The following is a 19990-nucleotide window of genomic DNA, read 5'->3' as shown; positions in this document are numbered from 1 at the left end:
GGCCCGTACCTCTCTCTGCCTCAGGGGCGTGGGGAGTCCGAACAGCCTTGGTAGCACTGGCTGCAGTCGACGACCGAAGGCTTCCACAGGTCCTCGTCCACTTCGAACCTAGCACGCCGAATCTCGGCCACGGTTCGCTCGATCACGGCCCTCGCGGCCGCTCCATGGAGGGTTGGGTCCGCGTCATCGGTCGGCACGTGGTGGAGGAAACGCCCGCCTACCAGGGAACAGAAGGCCGCGTACTCCTGGGTGTGGAGGATGAACGCGTGCCAGCCCGGATCGACGGCGGCGCTCGGCGCGAGCACGAGGTCGGACACCGCACACGTCCCGAGGAACGCGAGTGTCTGGTCCACGACCCGGTCGGCATGGTTCTTGTCGACCCGCTCGTCCGTGGCGACGCGCTGGGCCAGCTTGGTGAACAGGCCCGTGGGAACGAGCGCGCGTCCTGTCTTCGGGCCCGAAACGACTGCGGTCATGCTATTTGCCCTTCCTGTTCTCGCTTGTTCGTGTGGTGTGGCCGAAAACCTGCTGTCAGGCCAAGATTCGGCAGGGGGTTTCCGGCGATGCGGAACATCACGCGCTCGCCGGTGAAGGCTCGCCTGCCATGTATCCAACGGTAGTTGTCGAGGATGTAGCCATGGCCCGCGTCAAGGCGGAATGTTGTGGCGTGTCGATCCAACGCGGCGCGTAAGGTGGGAAGCCGACGGGCGACTTCTGGTGAGAACTGCGCGAGTTCGTCCAGTCGGAGACGCACCGCTATGTGATCCCCGATTCGAGTGAAGACCGAACCGAGGTGGCCCGCCGCGCCGCCGAACAGGACGGATCGCGCTGTGCACAATGCCGTCAGTGCCTCCGTGTCGAATTCGGCGAGGTCGTCGTACACGAGTTTCCCGTCGATGACAACGCACTCCCCGCCGCTGGCCGCGGGCTGCCCACACGACATCATGAGCAGGGCAGGAGGATCTGCCACGCCGGATCGGTCCGTGTGTGGCTGGAGCGCGCGTGCGGTGAAGCCGGCGAAGCCGCTGCGCACGTGGCCACCCATGTCGGCGATGGTGGTGATTCCTGCGGCGTCACTGTCTCGGTGAGGCACGATCTCGGCGACCGCGCGGGCCAGTTGCAGCAGGTCGTGTGGGCCGTGAAGACCGTCGAGCAGGACGATGCCGTGCTCGGCCAGCGCCGGTACGAGCTCGGCGGCCGCATCGCTGCCCTCGTTCCAGTTCGCTCGGTACTTCGTCCACGAGGTGGGCGTCATCCCGTATGACCTCCGAGAGGGTGGTCTGTCACGTTCGTCATCCAGGAAATGCCTCGGTGCCGGCGGCGTCCAGTGACAGATTGTCAACACCGCGAACGCGGGCAACCGCCGTCCCATGCGCTACCGTGCCCGGAGAGCGTCGAGGTGACAGGAGGCACCAGGTGGGCCAGGAGACGTACAATCCGCAGAAGTTTTCGGTCTCGGTCAAAGGGGTCGTGGTTCAGGACGGCAAGGTACTTCTCCTGCGCAACGAGCGTGAGGAATGGGAGCTTCCGGGTGGACGCATCGAGGTTGGCGAAACACCGGAAGAATGCGTCGCCAGGGAAGTTTGGGAAGAAACACAGTGGAAAGTCGCGACGGGACCTATTCTCGACACCTGGATGTACTACATCAACGTTGCCGAGAAACACGTGTTCATCGTGACCTACGGCTGTCATCCGCTCGGCAACACATCACCGGTACTTTCGCACGAGCACAAGGAGATCGGCCTGTTCAGTGAAGCCGAGGTACCCGCACTGGTCATGCCGGACGGCTACAAGCGGTCCATCGCGACCTGGTACGCGCGGCTTGACGAGAACGCCGCGCAGTCGTCCAGGTAGACCACGATGCGGGGTCGTCTCGGTCCAGCGCTGTGGCTATGGTCGACCCGCGACGCCGCCTCCGCGCTGGCCAGTCGCGACCTGGCCGTCATCCTGCGCACCTACCGCCGCCTGAACGGATACAGTCAGCAGGTCCTCGCGGACCGCCTCGGGTACGACAAGACGTACATCTCCATGATCGAAACGGGACGTCGCCTGATCAACGACGTCGGCACGCGCCGCTACATCGCACACACTCTCGGCCTGCCCACCCACGTGCTCGGCGTGACCGACGGAGACGACGCGGACTTCGCCGCCATGGTCCAGTTCGGCGACTCCACCATCCGCCTCGCCGAGATCGCCCGACAAGCCGGCCGCGCCGTCGACGCCGTGAACGAACTATGGCCCCTGGTCGCTCGACTCGAAGCACGAGCCGCCGAAGGACACCTCGAGCATGACACCCTCGTCCTGCTCACCCACGCGCGCGTAGCTCTCGGCGTCTCGCTCGGCACCATCCTCCCCGAGGAGCGCATGGCGGCCGCCGCCAAATGGACCGGCAAGGCACTGGCTGTCGCCGAACACCTCGACGACCCGGCCTTCCACGCCCACACGCTGCGGATGCACGGCAACGAACTACGCAAGGCGAACAGACTCCCGGCGGCCATCGCACGCCTGAGCCGCGCCGCTGCCCTGTCCATCGACCGAGAAGGGCGAGCAACGGCGCTCGCGTTCCTCGCTCGCGCAGCAGGAGAGCAACGCAACTCGCCCCTGTTCGACGCCGCGATCGAGCGCTACCGCTGCCTGCTCGACCGCGGACCAGCACGAGGCATGCTGGTCAACCCCTTCACCTATCGGGAGATCCACCTCCGCGGTCTCGTCTCGACCGGACGCGCAACCGAAGCGGCCCGGATCATGCAGAGCAACCCGCCGGATGCCGCACCGGCCGCCCCGCAGTGGCACATCATCGAACGAGTCACCGCCGGGCAGGTCCACCTCGCCGCCGGCGACCACGACGCTGCCGAAGAGCCTCTCCGCGCCGCACTCAGCGTCGCTGAGGCACATCGAGTACCCCAGCAGATCCAACGCGTCATCCGCGCGGCCGACAAGAGCGGCCTCACCGAGGTCAAGGCCGAAGGCCAAGCCTCGCTAGCGCGATTGAACGTCGGGTGTGGCTTCAGTGTCGGCTCGAAGCCGCGGCGCCTCGGTTCGGGGTCGAGTTGAACGGCGAGGTGGTGAACATCTTCGACATGCACTCCGCCCGCGCCGCTCCTGGGGCAAGCTCGTCAGGCCAGGGTATCCAGGTCGATCGCTGCCCTGGCCAGGTTGAAGCTCTCCGGCGGGACGCCCGTCGGCTTGTCGAGCCAGTCGCCTCGGTTTCTGGCGTGGAACTTGGGGTCGTCGATGAGCAGGGACACGTAGCAGCCGTAGTCGACGGCGAAGCCGTCGTACTGGGTGCCGGGGTGGTGCGGGTCGGCGATGCCTCGGCGGAGCAGGTGCAGCAGGCGCGCGTCGTGTAGGTCCTCGAGGGTGCCGAAGCGTTCGGTCGCGAGCTGGTCGACGACGAACGTGCGGGACCGGCGGTGGCCGACGACCTCGTCGACCAAACCACGCAACAGCGTCCGCGCCGGTTCGTTCGACGCGATCGCGGTCTGCTTGTCGCGCAGGAACCAGTCGCGCGCCGCGCGTCGCACGTCGCCGACGGAGATCGGCTCGTCGTGTGCGTGCTGGGCGGCCAGCGCGGCGATGTTGATCGCGTCCCTCGGCACTCCCTCGGCGGCCCGGACCAGTTCGGCGAAGCCGCCGCGGCGGAACGTCTCGTCGACGAAGCTCTCCGGGTCCGAGGGCGGATCCTTGATCATCGAGGTGAGCCGCACCCACACGTGGTTGTAGAACAGCTGCCCGAAGAACGCCCGCGCCTTGGCCCGGCCGTGGTCCAGCGACAGCAGCTCGTCGAGGTTCACCGCCGACGCCGCGTCCGAGCCGACCTCGATACCGAGGTAGTCACCGGTCCCGGCCGGCCGGGCGAACCGCGACCGGCGCTCGATGGCGGCGATCTTCACGGTGATCCCACCGATCGGCAGCACGCTGCGCCGCAACAGGTCGGCCAGGAACGGCTGCAGGTCGCGGGGAATGCTGCTCCACTCGTCGAGCAACAGCCACAGTCTTGTTCCGCCGAGTGCACGGGTGACCCCGCGCAGCGCCCTGGTGAGCGGTCCGAACAGCACGTGGTGCTGCTCCACCCCGGAGTGCAGCAGCCGGCTCTGCGCGGTCACCGACCGCCGGTGGCTTCCGGTCAGCTTCGGGGTCGTGCTGACCTCCACGTCGCCGCCGGACTCCGCGGACCCGCCGACCGTGGTCTCCCGCTCGACCGCGCCGACCACCTTCACCTCGGTCGCCGCCTCGGCCAGCGCGTCGAGGTGCCCGAGCAGCGCGCCGGCGTCGTCGACGTCCTGCTCGACGGCCACGGCCAGCAGCTCGTCGTGCACCGCCTCCAGGGCGTCCACGAGCAGGTGGGTGCCCCGCACGGCCGCGGACTGCGAGCTGTCGGCGTACAGCCCACCGGCCGAGCCGATCGTGCGCAGGTCGACGTAGACCGGGATCTCGCCGGTGTCGGTCAGCAGGTGCGCGAGGTGCAGCAGGGCGTGGGTCTTCCCGGTGCCACGCCGGCCGTAGAGGACCTGGTGGTCGCTGGAGTGCAGCAGCGCGGCGAACGAACCGGCGGCCACGTAGGTCGCGGCCAGCGTGTTCCGGTCCGCGCTCTCGGCGCGCCTCGGAATGCGCAACAGGGCCTGGTTGAGGTGCTGGTGCCGGTTGCTCATCGGCTCCACTGTGCCGAAACCGGACCGACCGGGGTAGCCGCCGGCCGGGTGATGATCACGTACGCGCCCCCAGCTCGCGGACCACGTCGAAGAGCAGCTCGACGTCGGCCTCGGTGGTGCGCCAGTTGACGATCGCCGCGCGTAGGGCTCGTTGTCCTCTGTAGACGGTGGTACCGGCGTACACGCGGCCGTCGGCGAGCAGAGCGCGGCCGAGTGCGGCGTTCAGCTCGTCGAGGCGGTCCTCCGGGACGCCGGGTGGGCGGTACCGGAAGCAGACCACGCACAGCCGCACCGGCGCGAGCAGTTCCAGGTCGGGGGCGGCCTCGACGAGGCGGCCCAGGTGCTCCGCCACGTCGAGGTGGCGCTCGACCATCGCCCGGTGCCCGGCTCGCCCGTACGCCCGCAGCGTCGCCCAGATCGGCATGGCGCGGGCCCGCCTCGACGACTCCGGGCCGAACTGGTTGTAGTCGATCTGCCGCTCGTCCATCGACGCCAGGTACGGCACGCCCCAGGCGCCGAACGTCTCGTGCAGCGCTCTCGGGTCGCGGACGAACGCGAACCCGCTCTCGTACGGCACGTTGAGCCACTTGTGCGCGTCGGCGGCCACCGAGTGCGCGCGGTCCACCCCGCGCACCAGGTGCTCGGTGCGCGGCGACACCGCGGCGAACAGGCCGAACGCGCCGTCGACGTGCAGCCAGCACCCGTACCGCTCGGCCAGGTCGGCCATCGCGTCGATCGGGTCGAAGTCGCCGGTGTTGACCTCGCCGGCGCAGCCCACGATCACCGCCGGGCCGTCCAACGAGGCCAGGGCACGCTCCATCGCGTCGAGGTCGACCCGGCCGGCGTCGTCGCGGCTGAACACGCGGATCGTGTCCCGCCCGACGCCGAGGATCTGCAGTGCCTTGCGCACGCTCGGGTGCACGTAGCCGCCGGCGAGCACGGGCATGGCGGGCAGTCCGGCGAGGCCGTCCGCGGTGACGTCCCGCCCGTGCTTCCCGGCCCACCAGTGCCGGGCGGCGGCGAGGCCGGTGAGGTTGGCGAACGTGGCGCTCGGCGTGAGCACGCCGCCCCACTCCGCCGGCAGCCCGACCAGGTCCTTGAGCCAGTCGAGCGCGACCGTCTCCAGCGTGGCGGCCAGCGGCGAGGCGGTCCACAGCCCGGCGGCCTGGTCGAGCAGGGACGTCACCCAGTCGCCCGCGGCGGCCGCCGGGGTGGCACCGCCCACGACGAAGTGGAAGAACCGCGGCCCGGACGAGTGGGTGGCGGCCGCGGTGCCGACCCGCAGCAGCTCCTCGATCGTGTCGGTGCCGCCGAGTCCGTCCTCGGGCAGCGGCCCCGGCAGCTCCGCGAGCAGCGGCGTGCCCGCCGGGTCGGCGACGCGCCGCTCGTCCAGGTCGGACAGGTACGGGGTCGCGGCCTTCGCCACGGTGTCGAGCAGCGGGCCGGCGAGCGACCGTTCGGTCAGCGGATCCATGCGCACCATTCTGCCCGGGTTCACCGAGCGCCGGAGTGGGGTAGCCCCTCGGGTATGCGGCTGCGGCGGAGCAACATGTCGGGCAAGGGGATTCGGCGGCGGCGGCGCGGCCGGGGGTTCTCCTACCTGGACGAGCGGACCGGCGACCCGGTGGCCGACCAGGAGATCCTGGACCGGATTCGCGGCCTGGCCATCCCGCCGGCGTGGCGGGACGTGTGGATCTGCCCGTACCCGAACGGCCACATCCAGGCGGTCGGCGTGGACGACGCGGGCCGCCGCCAGTACCTCTACCACGAGCAGTGGCGGGCGCGCCGTGACCAGGAGAAGCACCGGCGGGTGGTGGAGCTGGCACGCGGGCTGCCCGACCTGCGGGCCGCGGTCGACGCCGACCTGTCCGCCTCGGGGCTCGGGCGGGAACGGGTGGTCGCGGGCGCGTTGCGGATGCTCGACCGGGGCGTGTTCCGCACCGGCGGCGAGGAGTACGCCAACGACAACGGCACCCGGGGCGTGGCGACCCTGCTGTGCGGCGACGTCCGCGTGCGGGGCGGCGAGGTCCGGTTCGACTACCCGGCGAAGGGCGGCGTAGAGCGGCGGGTGCGCATCCGCGACGGCGCGCTGGCCGCGCTGGTGACCGCGCTGCGCCGAGGCAGGGCCGGCGACGACCGGCTGCTGTCCTATCGGGACGGTCGGGAGCGGCGGGACGTGCACGCCGAGGACGTCAACGAGCGGCTGCGGTCGCTGACCGGTGCGGACTTCACCGCCAAGGACCTGCGTACCTGGCACGCCACCGTCCTGGCGGCGGTGGCGTTCGCGGGCATGGAGACGCCGACGTCGGCACGGGGCAGGACGCGGGCGGAGAAGGCGGTGATGCGGGAGGTGGCCGAACAGCTCGGCAACACGCCCGCGGTGGCCCGCCGGTCCTACGTGGATCCCCGGGTGATCGCCGCCTGGGAGCGCGGCGAGACGCTCACCGGCCTGGCGGACCTGGACGGCCTGGCCGACGACGAGCTGCGCGGCGCCATCGAGAAGGCGGTCATTCGGCTGCTGGACTGACCTCGTCGGTGCCCTGAAGGTCACCTTCGGGGCACTGGAGGTCGTCCTCGAGGCCTGGCTGGGGTTCCTCGTCCTGAGTGGCCATGCGCTCGCGGCACTGCCGGGCGAACTGACGCGCGTGTACGGTCATGACGTCTCTCCTCTTTCCGGCCGACGGGTACCCCGCGGACCGGTCACCACACCCCTGTTCTCGCGTTTGCGGGCACGGTGTTACGGCTATACCGCCGCCATGACGACGGTCGGTGTCGAGGAGGAGTTCCTGCTCGCCGATCCGGCCACGGGCCGCACGGTGCCGGCGGCCGATCGGGTGCTGGCGAACGCGCGCGGGCTGCCGATGGCCGCCCGCGACGCCAGACTGCACGCGGAACTGCTGGCCACCCAGGTCGAGGCGGCCACCGGGATCTGCCACTCGCTGTCCGAGCTCGCCGACCAGCTGGTACACGCCCGCCGCCAGCTGGCGACCGCCGCGGGCGAGCTGCTGGTGGTGCCGAGCGGCATGGCCCCGCTCGGCGGCGACGTCGAGATCGCGCCGGGGGAGCGGTTCGCCGCCATCGCCGACCGCTACGCGGCGGTGGCAGCCGACTACCAGGCGTGCGGTTGTCACGTGCACGTCTGCGTGCCGGACCAGGAGACCGCGGTCGCCGTCACCGACCACGTGCGGCCGTGGCTGCCGACGCTGCTCGCGCTGTCGGCGAACTCGCCGCTGTGCGACGGCCGGGACACCGGCTTCGCCAGCTGGCGGATGATGACGCAGTCCCGGTTCCCCGGCTCCGGCGTGCCGCCTCGGTTCGGTTCGGCGCGCGCCCACGCCACCCGGGTCGCGCGGCTGGTGTCGGCCGGCGTACTGCTCGACGAGGCGATGACGTTCTGGCTGGTACGCCCGTCCCCGTCGCTGCCGACGGTCGAGTTCCGGGTGGCGGACGTCTCCGTCGACCCCGAGGGCGCGGTGCTGCAGGCCGCGCTGTCCCGCGCGCTGGTGCACACCGCGCTCGCCGACCTCGCGCTCGGCCGCCCGGCCCCCGAACTGGACGACCAGGTCGCCGCGGCCGCGCTGTGGTCGGCCGCGCGGTACGGGCTGGACGGCCCCGGCGTGCACCCGTACCTGGCCGTGCGGGTCCCGGCGACCGAGCTGGTCGCCGACCTGGTCGGGACCGTCCACGACGCGCTCGAGGAGGCGGGCGACCTGGCCATGGTGGAGTCCCTGCTGGCCAACCACCGCACCGGCGCGCGACGTCAGCGCGCGCTCGGTGACCCGCTCGCGGTGGTGCGGATGCTGGCGAGAACCTCGCGGACAACGGGAGAAGCGCATGCGCTCAGTCGATAGTGGACGGTTGCCGCGACCGCGCGGCCCGCTCTCCGAAGCGGTCGTCGACGCGTTGGCGGCCGAACCGGGGCCGGTGTCGCTGCCGGTGCACGACGCCGACCCGTTCGGCGCGGACCTCGCGGTCGCCCTGCACACCTGCTATGAACTGCACTACCGCGGCTTCGCCTCGGTCGACCCAGCCTGGGAGTGGGAGCCAGGACTGCTCTCCGCGCGCCGCGAGCTGGAGCGGGTGTTCCACGGCGCGCTGCGGGACGCGGTCGAGGACGGTGACGGTGATGACGACGTCGACGGCGTCCTCGACGGGCTGCTGGTGGAGCACGTGCCGGGCACCGGCGTGTCGCACTTCCTGCGCGACGAGGGGGAGTGGTGGCAGCTGCGCGAGTACCTCGTGCACCGGTCGGTGTACCACCTCAAGGAGGCCGACCCGCACGCCTGGCTGATCCCCCGACTGCGCGGGCGGGCGAAGGCCGCGCTGGTCGCGGTGGAGTTCGACGAGTACGGCGGCGGGCACGCCGACCGGGTGCACGCGCAGCTCTACGCCGACCTGCTGGACGCCTCCGGCCTGGACTCCGGGTACCTGCACTGGTTCGACGACGTGCCGGCGCCGCAGATCGCGATCGTGAACCTGATGTCCATGCTCGGCCTGCACCGGGGCTCGCGCGGCGCGATGGTCGGCCACTTCGCCGCAGCCGAGATCACCACCGCGCCGAGCGCGCAGCGGCTCGCGGCGGCGCTGACCCGGCTCGGCGGCACCGAACGCACCACGCACTTCTTCACCGAGCACGTCGAGGCGGACGCCGTGCACGAGCAGGTGCTGCGCCACGACGTGGTCGGCGACCTGCTCGCCGGCGAGCCGGAGCTGGCCGGGGACGTGGTCTTCGGCGTGCGGGCCACCGAGTACCTCGAGGGCCGGCTCGGCGAGCACCTGCTCGGCTCGTGGCGAGCGGGCCGGAGCTCACTGCTGCGTCCGCTGCCGGCTCACCCGGGGCCGGGCTGATCGCGGACCCGCTTGCGGTGGCTGGTGTCGCACAGCGGATAGCGCTTGCTGCGCCGGCAGGTACAGACCGCGACCACGAACCGGTCGGCCACGACGGTCTTCCCGTCGGCGCCGACCAGCTCCACCGGACCCTCCACGAGCACCGGTCCGTCGGGTGCGACTCGGACCCGCCGGCGCACTGTTGGATCGTTCACGCCGGGGTACTACCTCCGTGCGGCCGGCGCAAACGCCGCCGTGCGATCCACCGGGTCACGTGAAAGGGTCACCGCGGGAGTGCACATGACTGATCACGAACCGCTGGGGGACAGGGAAGCCGCACTCGCGGGCTTCGAACAGGGACTCGGCCTCGTCGCGGTCTTCGCCGGCCCGGACTGCCGGATCGCCGCGATGAACGCGACCGCCAGAGCGATGCTCGACAACCGCGAGGTGATCGGCCGCCCCGCCCGCGAGGCACTGTTCGACCTGGCCGGTCAACAGCTGATCGAGCAGGTCGAGGGGGTGTACCGCACGGGCCGGCCGTTCCAGGCACCCGAGGTCCGGATGCGGGTCGAGACCGCGGCCGGGACCCGACAGGAGGTGTTCGTACACCTGTCGTACACCCCCTGGCGGCACGCGGACGGCCGGATCCGCGGTGTGCTCGTGTTCGGCATGGACGTCACCGAACCGGTCCTGGCGCGGCGGGCCGCGGAAGCCGAGTCCGCCGACCTCGCCGAGCGCCACGAACACGCGCGGACCGAGGTCCCCACCGTGCAGCGGGCACTGCTGCCGACCGACCTGCCGCTGCTGCCCGGCGTGCGCCTGGCCGCCCGCTACCTGCTGGCCGAGCAGGACTGCGCGGCCGGCGGCGACTGGTTCGACGCGGTGCCGCTGCCGGACGGGCGGATCGCGCTGGTGGTCGGCGACGTGGTGGGGCACGGGGTGGCCGCGTCGGCGGTGATGGGTCAGCTCCGCACGGTGCTGCGGGAGCGGCTCGGCGCCGGCGCCGAGCCGGCCGACGCGTTGCGCGCCGTCGAACGGTACGCGGCCGGGCTGCCCGGCGCCCGCGGCGCGACCCTGTGCGTCGCGGCGCTGGACGTGGGCACCGGCGAGCTGGCCTACTGCACGGCCGGACACCCGCCGCCGCTGCTGGTGTCCGCGGACGGCGTCGGCCGGTACCTGCCCCCCACCGGAAGCGGACCGCTGGCCACCGGCTCGACCGTGCGGCTCGAGACCGGAACGCTGGCCGCGGGCGAGGTGCTGCTGCTCTACAGCGACGGCATCGTCGAGCGGCCGGGGCGCGAGCCGGCCCAAAGCACGGTCGAGCTGGCGCAGGTGGCCGCGGACGCCGCGATGAACCGGGTGCTGCCGAAGGGCGCGCCACTGGAGACGGTGGAGCGGGTGTGCGAGCAGACGGTCGAGGTGCTGATCCGGGGCACCGGCTACCGCGACGACATCACGTTGCTCGCGGTGGAGCGGGTTCCGCCGCCGCCGGTGCTGGAGCTCGAGCTGCCCGCCGAGCCGCGGGCGGTGCGGGAGGTGCGGTCGGAGCTGGACCACTGGCTGTTCGCGGTGCGCGCGGACACCGACGACCTGCTCGCGTTGCAGCACGCGGTGGGCGAGCTGGTCACCAACGCGGTGGAGCACGCCTACCCGAGCGAACACCCGCACCGGACGGTCGCGGTGCGGGCGGTGCAGGAACGCACCGGCGAGGTGTGCGTGAGCGTCGCCGACCGGGGCCGATGGCGGGAGACGCCGGCGAACCCGTTGCGCGGCAACGGTCTGGTGCTGGCCGAGGCCTTCGTCGACGAGCTGCGGATCGACCGCCGCGAGCACGGCACCACCGTCGTGGTCGGGCACCGGCTCACTCGTCCGGCGCGACTGCTGACCACGATCGCCCCCGAGCGCCGCGCCGCCCACCGCCCGGAACCGTTCGGCACCGACCTGCTGCCCGGCCCGGAGCCGAGGCTGGCCGTGCGCGGCGCGATCGACGTCGACACCGCCCCGGCGCTGCGCGCCGAGCTGACCAGGGCGAGCCACGGCGGGACGACGCCGGTGGTGGTGGACCTGTCCAGGGTGACGCACCTGGCGAGCGCGGGGGTGCAGGTGCTGTACGAGCTGGTCCACCAGGCCGCCGGGCAGCGGCTGCACGCCCCGCCCGGCACCGTGGCCCAACACGTCCTGGCTACGGTGGCCCTGCCACACGACTGAACACGGCCTGGGAGGCAAGGTGGCCGACGAGTTCGCCGAGCAGCGTCCACGCCTGTTCGGCCTGGCCTACCGCCTGCTCGGCGCGGCGACCGAGGCCGAGGACGCGGTGCAGGACGCCTACCTGCGCTGGCGCGGCGCCGACCGGTCCACCATCGACAACCCCGGCGCGTGGCTGACGACGGTGGTCACCAACCTGTGCCTGACCCGGCTGACCTCGGCCCGCGCGCGCCGCGAGACCTACGTCGGCCCGTGGCTGCCGGAGCCGGTACTCACCGACGGCGCGGTGCTCGGCCCGATGGACACCGCCGAGCGGCGCGAGCAGGTGTCGATGGGTCTGTTGCTGCTGATGGAGAAGCTGACGCCGGTGGAGCGGGCGGTGTTCGTGCTGCGCGAGGCGTTCGGCTACCCGCACCGCGAGATCGCCGGCATCGTCTCGCTGAGCGAGGAGAACTGCCGGCAGGTGCACAGCCGGGCCCGCCGGCGCATCGCCCGGCCAGGCGTGCGCCCGGTCGACCGCGCGGGCTGGCGGGCGCTGGTCGACCGGTTCCTGCGCGCCGCGGCCGACGGCGACCTGCCGGCGCTGGAGCGGCTGCTGGCCGAGGAGGCGACCTCGGTGGCCGACAGCGACGGCCGGCTCAACACGGCGCGCAGGCCGGTGTCCGGCCGGGCGAAGGTGGCCCGCTACCTGTCCGGCGTGTCCGGCACCTGGCTCGCCCGCCTAGGCGTGACGACGACCTTCGCCGAGGTCAACGGAGCGCCCGCGGTCCTCGCCCTGGCCGGGGACGCCCTGGTCGGGGCGATGGTGCTGGACGTGGCCGGCGACCGGGTGACGGCACTGCACATCGTGGCGAACCCGGACAAACTGGCGTACCTGGGCGGCCAGCTGTCACGTTCGGTGGCGCTGCCCAGTCGTTAGGGCATGATCCTCGTTACCGGAGGCACCGGAACCCTCGGCCGCGCCGTCGTGACCGGGTTGCGCGCGGCCGGCCACACACCACGGGTACTGAGCCGCCGCGGCGACACCCGCGGCGACCTGCGCACCGGTGCCGGCCTGCCCGCCGCCCTGGCCGGTGTGGAGACCGTCGTGCACTGCGCGACCTCCCTGCGCCGGCACGACCTGACGCACGCCGCGAACCTCGTCGACGCCGCGCGGGGAGCCGGCCGCCCGCACGTCGTGTTCGCGTCCATCGTGGGCGTGGACACCATCCCGTTGCCCTACTACCGGACGAAGCTCGCGGTGGAGCGGATGCTGGCGTCGTCTGGTCTGCCGTGGACGGTGCTGCGCGCGACCCAGTTCCACGACCTGGTGCTGCGGTTGTTCACCCTCCAGCGGTGGTCGCCGGCACTGCTCCTGCCGGCCGGCACCCGGTTCCAGCCGGTCGACGTCCGGGACGTGGCGGCCCGCCTGATCGAGCTGGCGGCCGGTGGCCCGGCCGGACGGGTGCCCGACTTCGGCGGCCCGGAGGTCCGCCGGCTGCGCGACCTGGCCCGCGCATACACCCGCCGCCCGCTGCTGCCGATCCCGTTGCCCGGCAAGGTGATCCGCGGCTACCGTACCGGCGCGAACCTGGCGGAGAAGGCCGGCACGATCACCTTCGAGCAGTACCTCGAGGACCAGAGGTGAGGGCGGGCCTGGCGTTCCTGGCGCTGGTCCAGGCCGTGGTGGGCGGCTGGATGCTGCTCGCGCCGAGGTCGTTCTACGCGAACCCGTGGGTGCACCTGCACCTGCCGTACAACGGACACCTGCTGCTGGACTACGGCGCGATGAACCTGGCCATGGCGGTGCTGCTCACGATCGCGGTGTTCCGCCGCGCGGTGGTGGTGCCCGCGCTGTGGGTGTACCTGGTGCACAGCACCCTGCACCTCGCCATCCACATCGGCTTCGCCGGTCAGCTCCCCGCGGGGCAGTCCGCGGCGCTCGTGGCCGCGCTCGGCGTCCCCGTCCTGCTGCCCGCGCTGCTGCTGGTCACCCGCCGCGTGCGGCGGACCCCGCGGGCGTGACCGGTGCGCCGCGGTAGTGGTACCCGCACAGCTCACGGAACCCGGCCCGGTCGTAGAGCCGCGACGCCGGGCCGTTGTCCCGCTCCACCTGCAGGTACATCCGCCCGACCCCGCGCGCGGCCGCCCAGCCGGCGAGCGCCGCGAGCACCGCCGTGCCCGCGCCGTGCCCCCGTGCGCCGGGCAGGGTGGCCATCCCGAACACCCCCGCCCATCCCGCGTCGGCGACCGCCCGCCCCACCGCGACGACCTCACCCCCGACCACGAGCCGGGCGAACCCGGAGGGCCGGGTGACGCGCCCGAGCAGGTCCCACTCGCCGGGTGCGCCGTCGTGCACGGCGTGCCAGACGTCGAACCACGCCCGCGTCGGGCCGTCGTCCACCAGGACGTTCGCGCCGGGCAGCGCCGCGACCCGCTCGGTCGGGGCCACCCGCAGCGACATCGTGCCGCCGCGTTCGTAGCCGCGTTCCGCGAGGACGGGGTCGAGCCACGGCGGGCCCGCCGGGCTGACCTGGAACCGGGCGGTCGCGCCGAGTCCCGCGTAGAACGCCTCGGCGCGGGCCAGGTCGCCGTCCCCGTGCGGCAGCACCGTGCCCACCCACCAGGAGCAGCCGGGCGCGTACCGCAGCCACCATCCGCCCGCCTGCTCGACGCGCTCGGCCGGGAGCGCCCGCGCCGCCCGCTCCTGCAGCTCCAGCACCAGGCCCGTCACGCGGACCCCCGGTGCACCAGCGTCGGCGGGAAGACCGAGGCGGTGACCGGCGTGTCCGGGTCGTCGACCTGACGCAGCAGCAGCCGGGCCATCTCCGCGGCCATGTCCTCGACGGGTTGCCGCACGGTCGTGAGCGGCGGGTCGCAGGCCAGCGCGGCGCTGCTGTCGTCGAAGCCGACCACCGCCACGTCCGCCGGCACCGACCGGCCCGACTCCCGCAGCACCGCCAGCGCCCCCTGCGCCATCAGGTCCGACGCCGCGAACACGGCGTCCAGGCCGGGGTGCGCGCGCAGCAGCTGCGCCATGCCGACCGCGCCGCTCTCCCGGGTGAAGTCGCCCTCCACCCACGGCAGGTCCGGGTCGCCGAGGGCGTCCCGGAAGCCGATCAGCCGGTCCTGGCCCGCGGTGGTGTGCTGCGGCCCGGCGATCGTCACGATCCGGTTCCGCCGCAGCGAAGCCAGGTGCCGCGCCGCGAGGGCGCCACCCGCCGGCTGGTCCACGTCCACGTAGGTCACCGGCAGCGGCACCACCGGGCGGGACGACACCACCACCGGGTGCCGTTCCTCGATCAGCAGCCGGGGCAGCGGGTCCGCCCGGTCGGTGTGGATCAGCACCACCCCGTCCAGCCGGCCGCGCCGCAGGTCGCCGAGCACCTGGTCGCGGGTGTTCGCGTCCATCGTCATCAGCACCAGGTGCACGCCGCTCGGACCGAGTACCGTCATCACGCCCCGCACCACCTGGCCGAAGAACGGGTCGCCGAGCAGGCGGGACTCCTCGGGCAGCACCAGCGCGACGGCGTCCGCCCGGCGGGTCACCAGCGCCCGCGCGGCCGGGTTCGGCACGTAGCCGGTGTCCTCGATCGCCCGCCGCACCGCGGCCCGGATCGTCTCGTCGACCGTGGTCACGCCGTTCACCACGCGCGACGCGGTCGCCCGGGACACCCCGGCGACCCTGGCCACCTCCTCGAGCGTGACGCGTTTCGACGAGGAGCGGGGCACGGCATTCTTTATACCCGCGCGCGCCGGCCGGGACGTGCTGGTCAGCCGAGTCCGTCCAGCCGCGCCAGCGCCGCCCTCCGCTCGTCGACCATTCCCGTTGCCACCGCCTTCGTTCCGGCGTGGGTCACCTGCTCGGCGGCGGAGCGCGCCACCGTCGTCGACTCGGTCAGGTGGGCGCGCACCAGCCGGGCGAACTCCGCGTCGAAGTCCGCCGACGTGCGCAGTGCCGCCAGCTCGGGCTCGGTCGGCATCCCCGGCATGTCGTGGCCCTGGTGCAGGTTCTCGTAGGGGATCGACGCCGAGTCGAGCAGCCCGTGCAGTGCGGTCAGCTCGTCGCGGCGAGCGGCGGCGAGGTCGCTCGCGAGGTCGCGGAGCGTCGGTTCGGCCACCCGCGCCGCCCCCAGGTCGAGCAGCTTCACCGCCTGGTCGTCGGTCGCGATCGCGAGCTGCACGAACGCCTGCTCGGTGACCCCGAACCCGCCGGGCGGCGCCGAGGACACCGGCCGGGCCGGCTGACCGGACGGAGGTGCGGCCGGGGGAGCGGAGGCCTGCTGGCCACAGGCGGCGAGGCCCGTGGCCAGCAGGACGATCACGAACAGGCGCAGGGTCGTCACAGGGGACGCCCGTCGTGACCACACTTGATCACCGGTCGGATGCAGTCCCGCACCCGCCGCTCCATCTCCGCCGCGGGCCAGACGTTGATGAAGTCGCCGTGCATGGTCCGCCCGTCCCCGGACGCCAGCCGGAACGCGGACGGGTCGCCGTTGACCGGGTACCGCAGCACCATGCGCAGCTTGGGCACCTGCACCGGGTGCGTCGACGGGCAGTTGCCGCCGACCGGGTAGGCCATGTGGCTCTTGTGGTCGGCCGAGTCGAGGTCGCGGCCGTTCCAGCACTGCGGGAAGTCCAGGTAGGTCTCCAGCTGCGTGCCGGACGGGCAGTGCACGAAGTTCTTCGACGGCGGCACGTGCCCGGCGTGCAGGCAGGACCATCTGGCGATGCTGTCGTGGTCGCCGGTGGCCATCGCGTTGCCGGCGACGATCTTGAGGCCGACCGGGGTCGGCTGGGTGGCGGCCGGGTTGTTCACGCCCTCGCCGAGGTAGTAGAACGTGATGCCGGTCGGCACCACCGGCTGGTCGTGCCGGAACAGCGTCGGCACCCAGTAGGAGGAGATGTCCTCGGCCGGGTCGCAGTTGCCGGTGGAGCTGTTCAGCTCGTCGTAGTCGGAGTGCGCGTCGGTGGCGTGGTTGCCGAAGAAGTCGTGCGAGTGCGACGCCCCCGGCAGTCCGGGGAACACGATCGGGTCGTCCGGCAGGCGGTGGCTGAGCTGGCAGTCGGCCGGGAACTCGGCCACGCGGATCACCGCGTCGGCCCGTTTCGCCTCGCCGGTGATGCCGCCGCTCACCACCGCGCCGGCGACGAGGGCGACCACCAACCCGATCTTGGTGAGGGCGCGCCGGCTGGGTCTGTGCTTCGTCATCGAAGACTCCCTCGAGCTCTCAGGTTTTGCAGGGCACTGAGAGAGCGCTCTCACAACTCAGCATGACGTGGCTCACACCACGGGTCAACGCCTTTGTTCCCGACGAGAACAAACAGCGGCCGTTCGTCGCAACCCGTTGCGCCACAAGGCCCTGTCCTTGACAGCAGGTAGCCCGAAAGGCACTCTCTGTCCGGAGAGAGCGCTCTCACGCCCCTGCCTCCCCTTGTTCGTGTCACGCCGCCGGCTCCCGCGCCGCGGCGTGCGAAGGAGCACGCATGAGTCCGGTTCCCTCCCGCCGTCGCTTACTCCCGTTCGTCCTGGCCGCCGCGCTCGCTGTCCCCCTGGTCCAGGCCGTGGGTTCCGCCACCCCGGCCGCCGCGGCCGGCGAACTGTTGTCCCAGAACCGCCCGGTCACCGTGTCCTCGACCGAGTCGGCCGCCTTCCCCGGTTCCGCCGCCGTGGACGGCGACGCCGGCACCCGCTGGTCGAGCGGGTTCGCCGACCCGCAGTGGATCCAGGTGGACCTGGGCGCCACCGCCACCATCGACGAGGTCCGCCTGTCCTGGGAGGCCGCCTACGGGCGCGCGTTCACCGTCCAGGTCTCCGGCGACGCGTCCTCGTGGTCCACCGTGTACTCGACGACGACCTCGGCCGGTGGCGACCAGGTGCTGCCGGTCACCGGCACCGGCCGGTACGTCCGGCTGCACCTGACCACCCGGGCCACCCAGTACGGGTACTCGCTGTGGGAGTTCCAGGTCTTCGGCACCGTCGACGGCGGCGGCCCCGACCCGGGGCAGGGCGGCCTGTTGTCGTACCGGAAACCGGCCACCGCGTCCACGTTCCAGGACGACGGTGCCTGCGGCGGCTGCACCCCGGACAAGGCCACCGACCTCGACCCGGCCACCCGCTGGGCGACCAGCTCGACCGACGGCTGGGTCGACCCGGGCTGGATCACCGTCGACCTCGGCGCCACCGCGACCATCGACACCGTCGTGCTGCAGTGGGATCCCGCGTACGCGGTGTCCTACGAACTCCAGGTATCCGACGACAACGCGACCTGGCGGACCGTCCACTCGACCACCGAGGGCGGCGGCTTCAAGGAGACCGTGAGCGTGTCCGGCACCGGCCGGTACGTGCGGATGTACGGCACCGAGCGCTCGAACGGCTACGGGTACTCGCTGTGGGAGTTCCAGGTCTACGGCACCGGCGGCGCGCCGACGCCCCCGCCGCCCGCGCCACCCGCGCCGGACTTCGACCGTCTCGTGTGGAGCGACGAGTTCAACGGTCCCAACGGCGCCACGCCCGACCCGGCGAAGTGGACCCCGGAGACCGGCCCCGGGGTGAACAACGAGCTGCAGTACTACACCGACAACGAGAACGCCAGGATGGACGGCGCCGGGAACCTGGTCATCCAGGCGCGGCGCGAGGTCACCCCCGGCTCGGCCTGCCCCCCGGACCCGAACAGCGGCGGCTCGACGACCTGCCAGTACACCTCGGGCCGGATCACCACGGCCGGCAAGTTCGAGACGACCTACGGCCGGGTCGAGGCGCGGATCAAGGTGTCGTCCACCCCGGGCCTGTGGCCGGCGTTCTGGATGCTGGGCGCGAACTTCTTCGACGGCGTCCCGTGGCCGGCGAGCGGCGAGATCGACATCATGGAACACATCGGCCGGGAACCGAACCTGGTGCACTCGACCCTGCACGCGCCGGCCTACTTCGGCGCCGGCGGTGAGGGCGCCGCGCTCGACCTCGGCGAGCCCGCGAACGCCGCGTTCCACGTGTTCGCGGTCGAGTGGGACGCCGAGCACCTGACGTTCTTCGTCGACGGCAACCCGTTCCACACCGTCGACCGGGACACCCTCGAACAGACCCGCGGCCCGTGGGTCTTCGACCACCCGTTCTTCCTGATCCTGAACAACGCGGTCGGCGGCGACTGGCCCGGCCCGCCCGGCCCAGGCACCGTCCTCCCGCAGGACATGCTGATCGACTACGTCCGCGTGTACCGCTAGGGCGTTCGCAGGCCGGCCAGGACGCGTTCCAGTAGGTCGACGGGTGGGCCGTCGGCGCCGACGGTCTCGTGCACGATGACGAGGCCGCCGACGGCGAGGTCGCCGACCAGTGCGCGGGCCACGTCCAGCGGCAGGTTCAGCCGGGCCGCGACCTCCGCCACCGCCCGCGACTCCCGGCACAACCCGCAGATCGCCCGCTGCTCGGCGGGCAGGGTGTCGGCCACGGCGTGGCCGTCCTCGCTGGTCAGCACCAGCGCCTCGATCGCCAGCCGGTCGGGGTCGACCGGCGGCTCCGGCTCGATCAGGGCGTGCCGCGCGTGCCGGCCCCGGCTGGGCAGCCGCAGCTGCGCCACCACCGAGGTGAACCGGTTTACCGCGTCCTCGAAGTCGTGCGCGGTCGCCCGCTGGAAGCACAGCGCCGCCCCGCGCAGGTCGCCGCGCTGCTCGCACACCAACCCCAGCGCGTAGTCGGTCTCCGGGTCGTCGTCGGCGGCAGCCGGCAGCGGGAGGTCGAGCCGCTCGTAGGCGGTGTGCAGCAGCTCGACGCCGTGGTCGACGTCCGGCGCCTCCTCGGCGGGCAGGGTGAACCCGCCCGAGTAGTCCGGGTCGCGGTGACCGAGTGCGAGGTGCATGCGCACGACGTGGTCGGTGGAACGCTGGATCGCCGCGATCTCGCCGACCTGCAGCTCCAGCAGGTCGTGCAGCACCACGGTCGCGGACCGCCGGGGGGTGCGGGAGACCTGGCCGCGGAACGCCTGCACCTGCTCCAGCACGATGGCGAACAGCTCGACGTGGGCGTAGTCGAGGTCGTCGAGCGTGGCCCAGCGGCAGCGGTGCCGGAGCAGGCTAGCGCGCAGGATGTCGTCGACGAGGTCGGGGTCGCGGTCGCAGATCGAGGTGAGGAAGGCGCGCAGCCGTGGCCGCCAGGCGTTGTGGAACTCGAGCCACGTCGCGTCCCACACTTCGCCCGACTCCGGTTTGCCACCAGGGGCGCTCACGACTGGCAACTTACAACGTCCGTGCCGGTTCCCGCGTTCAGCCGCCGCTCCGCGTGTACGGGTTCGTTGCACAGGGAGAAACTTCTTGCCTTTTCAACGAACTGGGGA

Annotated in this window: 20 protein-coding genes; 10 read left to right on the top strand and 10 right to left on the bottom strand. The window is 72.5% G+C overall.

The window, feature by feature from the left end:
* Positions 1–20 precede the first annotated feature (20 nt).
* Together JT362_RS31865 and JT362_RS31860 are read right to left on the bottom strand one after the other, a co-directional pair.
* A complete protein-coding gene (locus JT362_RS31865) occupies positions 21–476 on the bottom strand; it encodes a glycine-rich domain-containing protein (RefSeq protein WP_260195593.1) in 456 nt (151 codons plus the stop codon).
* Positions 473–1255 (bottom strand): TauD/TfdA family dioxygenase, encoded by a 783-nt coding sequence (locus JT362_RS31860; RefSeq protein ID WP_260195592.1) that lies wholly within the window; start codon positions 1253–1255, stop codon positions 473–475. The genes JT362_RS31865 and JT362_RS31860 overlap by 4 nt, the downstream gene beginning before the upstream one ends.
* Before the next feature lie 161 nt (positions 1256–1416).
* Between JT362_RS31860 and JT362_RS31855 the strand changes: the two genes are divergently transcribed.
* Positions 1417–1854, top strand: a complete 438-nt coding sequence (locus JT362_RS31855; RefSeq protein ID WP_260195591.1) for an NUDIX hydrolase — start codon at positions 1417–1419, stop codon at positions 1852–1854.
* A 6-nt stretch (positions 1855–1860) separates the two neighbouring features.
* Positions 1861–3054, top strand: coding sequence for a helix-turn-helix domain-containing protein (locus JT362_RS31850; protein ID WP_260195590.1), 1194 nt, complete (start codon positions 1861–1863; stop codon positions 3052–3054).
* Positions 3055–3116: 62 nt separating this feature from the next.
* On the opposite strand, the gene JT362_RS31845 is transcribed toward JT362_RS31850, so the two are convergent.
* On the bottom strand, positions 3117–4652 hold the full coding sequence (locus JT362_RS31845; protein ID WP_260195589.1) for a hypothetical protein: 1536 nt from the start codon (positions 4650–4652) through the stop codon (positions 3117–3119).
* 55 nt (positions 4653–4707) lie between these two features.
* The gene (locus JT362_RS31840; RefSeq protein WP_260195588.1) at positions 4708–6126 is read right to left on the bottom strand and encodes a pyridoxal phosphate-dependent decarboxylase family protein; all 1419 of its coding nucleotides are present in this window, start codon (positions 6124–6126) and stop codon (positions 4708–4710) included.
* Between the two features lie 54 nt (positions 6127–6180).
* Here JT362_RS31840 and JT362_RS31835 point away from each other — a divergent pair, with 54 nt between their 5' ends.
* From JT362_RS31835 to JT362_RS31825, 3 genes are all read left to right on the top strand, one after another.
* Complete coding sequence (locus tag JT362_RS31835; RefSeq protein WP_260195587.1) at positions 6181–7179, top strand: DNA topoisomerase IB; 999 nt, start codon at positions 6181–6183, stop codon at positions 7177–7179.
* Positions 7180–7408: 229 nt separating this feature from the next.
* Positions 7409–8503, top strand: coding sequence for a carboxylate-amine ligase (locus tag JT362_RS31830; RefSeq protein ID WP_260195586.1), 1095 nt, complete (start codon positions 7409–7411; stop codon positions 8501–8503).
* Positions 8487–9500: an iron-containing redox enzyme family protein gene (locus tag JT362_RS31825; RefSeq protein ID WP_260195585.1), complete on the top strand. Its 1014-nt coding sequence runs from the start codon at positions 8487–8489 to the stop codon at positions 9498–9500. Before JT362_RS31830 ends, JT362_RS31825 begins: the two co-directional genes overlap by 17 nt.
* Here JT362_RS31825 and JT362_RS31820 read toward each other — a convergent pair.
* Complete coding sequence (locus JT362_RS31820) at positions 9482–9694, bottom strand: CDGSH iron-sulfur domain-containing protein (RefSeq protein WP_260195584.1); 213 nt, start codon at positions 9692–9694, stop codon at positions 9482–9484. The genes JT362_RS31825 and JT362_RS31820 overlap by 19 nt on opposite strands.
* Positions 9695–9779: 85 nt before the next feature.
* Between JT362_RS31820 and JT362_RS31815 the strand changes: the two genes are divergently transcribed.
* The 4 genes from JT362_RS31815 to JT362_RS31800 are packed head-to-tail and all read left to right on the top strand — an operon-like array spanning position 9780 to position 13688.
* Positions 9780–11687, top strand: coding sequence for a SpoIIE family protein phosphatase (locus JT362_RS31815; RefSeq protein ID WP_260195583.1), 1908 nt, complete (start codon positions 9780–9782; stop codon positions 11685–11687).
* A 19-nt stretch (positions 11688–11706) separates the two neighbouring features.
* A complete protein-coding gene (locus JT362_RS31810) occupies positions 11707–12603 on the top strand; it encodes an RNA polymerase sigma-70 factor (protein WP_260195582.1) in 897 nt (298 codons plus the stop codon).
* Between the two features lie 3 nt (positions 12604–12606).
* On the top strand, positions 12607–13311 hold the full coding sequence (locus JT362_RS31805; protein ID WP_260195581.1) for an SDR family oxidoreductase: 705 nt from the start codon (positions 12607–12609) through the stop codon (positions 13309–13311).
* The gene (locus JT362_RS31800) at positions 13308–13688 is read left to right on the top strand and encodes a hypothetical protein (RefSeq protein WP_260195580.1); all 381 of its coding nucleotides are present in this window, start codon (positions 13308–13310) and stop codon (positions 13686–13688) included. The genes JT362_RS31805 and JT362_RS31800 overlap by 4 nt, the downstream gene beginning before the upstream one ends.
* On the opposite strand, the gene JT362_RS31795 is transcribed toward JT362_RS31800, so the two are convergent.
* From JT362_RS31795 to JT362_RS31780, 4 genes are read right to left on the bottom strand one after another with little or no spacing between them, the layout of a single operon-like run.
* The gene (locus tag JT362_RS31795; protein WP_260195579.1) at positions 13654–14397 is read right to left on the bottom strand and encodes a GNAT family N-acetyltransferase; all 744 of its coding nucleotides are present in this window, start codon (positions 14395–14397) and stop codon (positions 13654–13656) included. The genes JT362_RS31800 and JT362_RS31795 overlap by 35 nt on opposite strands.
* Complete coding sequence (locus JT362_RS31790) at positions 14394–15395, bottom strand: LacI family DNA-binding transcriptional regulator (RefSeq protein WP_260195578.1); 1002 nt, start codon at positions 15393–15395, stop codon at positions 14394–14396. The genes JT362_RS31795 and JT362_RS31790 overlap by 4 nt, the downstream gene beginning before the upstream one ends.
* A gap of 41 nt (positions 15396–15436) precedes the next feature.
* Positions 15437–16009, bottom strand: a complete 573-nt coding sequence (locus JT362_RS31785) for a DUF305 domain-containing protein (RefSeq protein ID WP_260195577.1) — start codon at positions 16007–16009, stop codon at positions 15437–15439.
* Positions 16006–16875: a DUF1996 domain-containing protein gene (locus JT362_RS31780; RefSeq protein WP_260195576.1), complete on the bottom strand. Its 870-nt coding sequence runs from the start codon at positions 16873–16875 to the stop codon at positions 16006–16008. The genes JT362_RS31785 and JT362_RS31780 overlap by 4 nt, the downstream gene beginning before the upstream one ends.
* Before the next feature lie 275 nt (positions 16876–17150).
* Here JT362_RS31780 and JT362_RS31775 point away from each other — a divergent pair, with 275 nt between their 5' ends.
* Positions 17151–18884: a discoidin domain-containing protein gene (locus JT362_RS31775; RefSeq protein ID WP_260195575.1), complete on the top strand. Its 1734-nt coding sequence runs from the start codon at positions 17151–17153 to the stop codon at positions 18882–18884.
* Here the strand turns inward: JT362_RS31775 and JT362_RS31770 are convergent.
* Positions 18881–19882 (bottom strand): DUF742 domain-containing protein, encoded by a 1002-nt coding sequence (locus JT362_RS31770; RefSeq protein ID WP_260195574.1) that lies wholly within the window; start codon positions 19880–19882, stop codon positions 18881–18883. The two genes, JT362_RS31775 and JT362_RS31770, sit on opposite strands and share 4 nt — an antisense overlap.
* Positions 19883–19990: the final 108 nt, after the last annotated feature.

This window comes from Actinophytocola gossypii (genome assembly GCF_025165815.1).
GTDB classification, from domain to species: Bacteria; Actinomycetota; Actinomycetes; order Mycobacteriales; family Pseudonocardiaceae; genus Actinophytocola; species Actinophytocola gossypii.
Note: the sequence above shows the minus strand (reverse complement) of the source record. Positions and strands in the feature narration are given on the sequence as shown.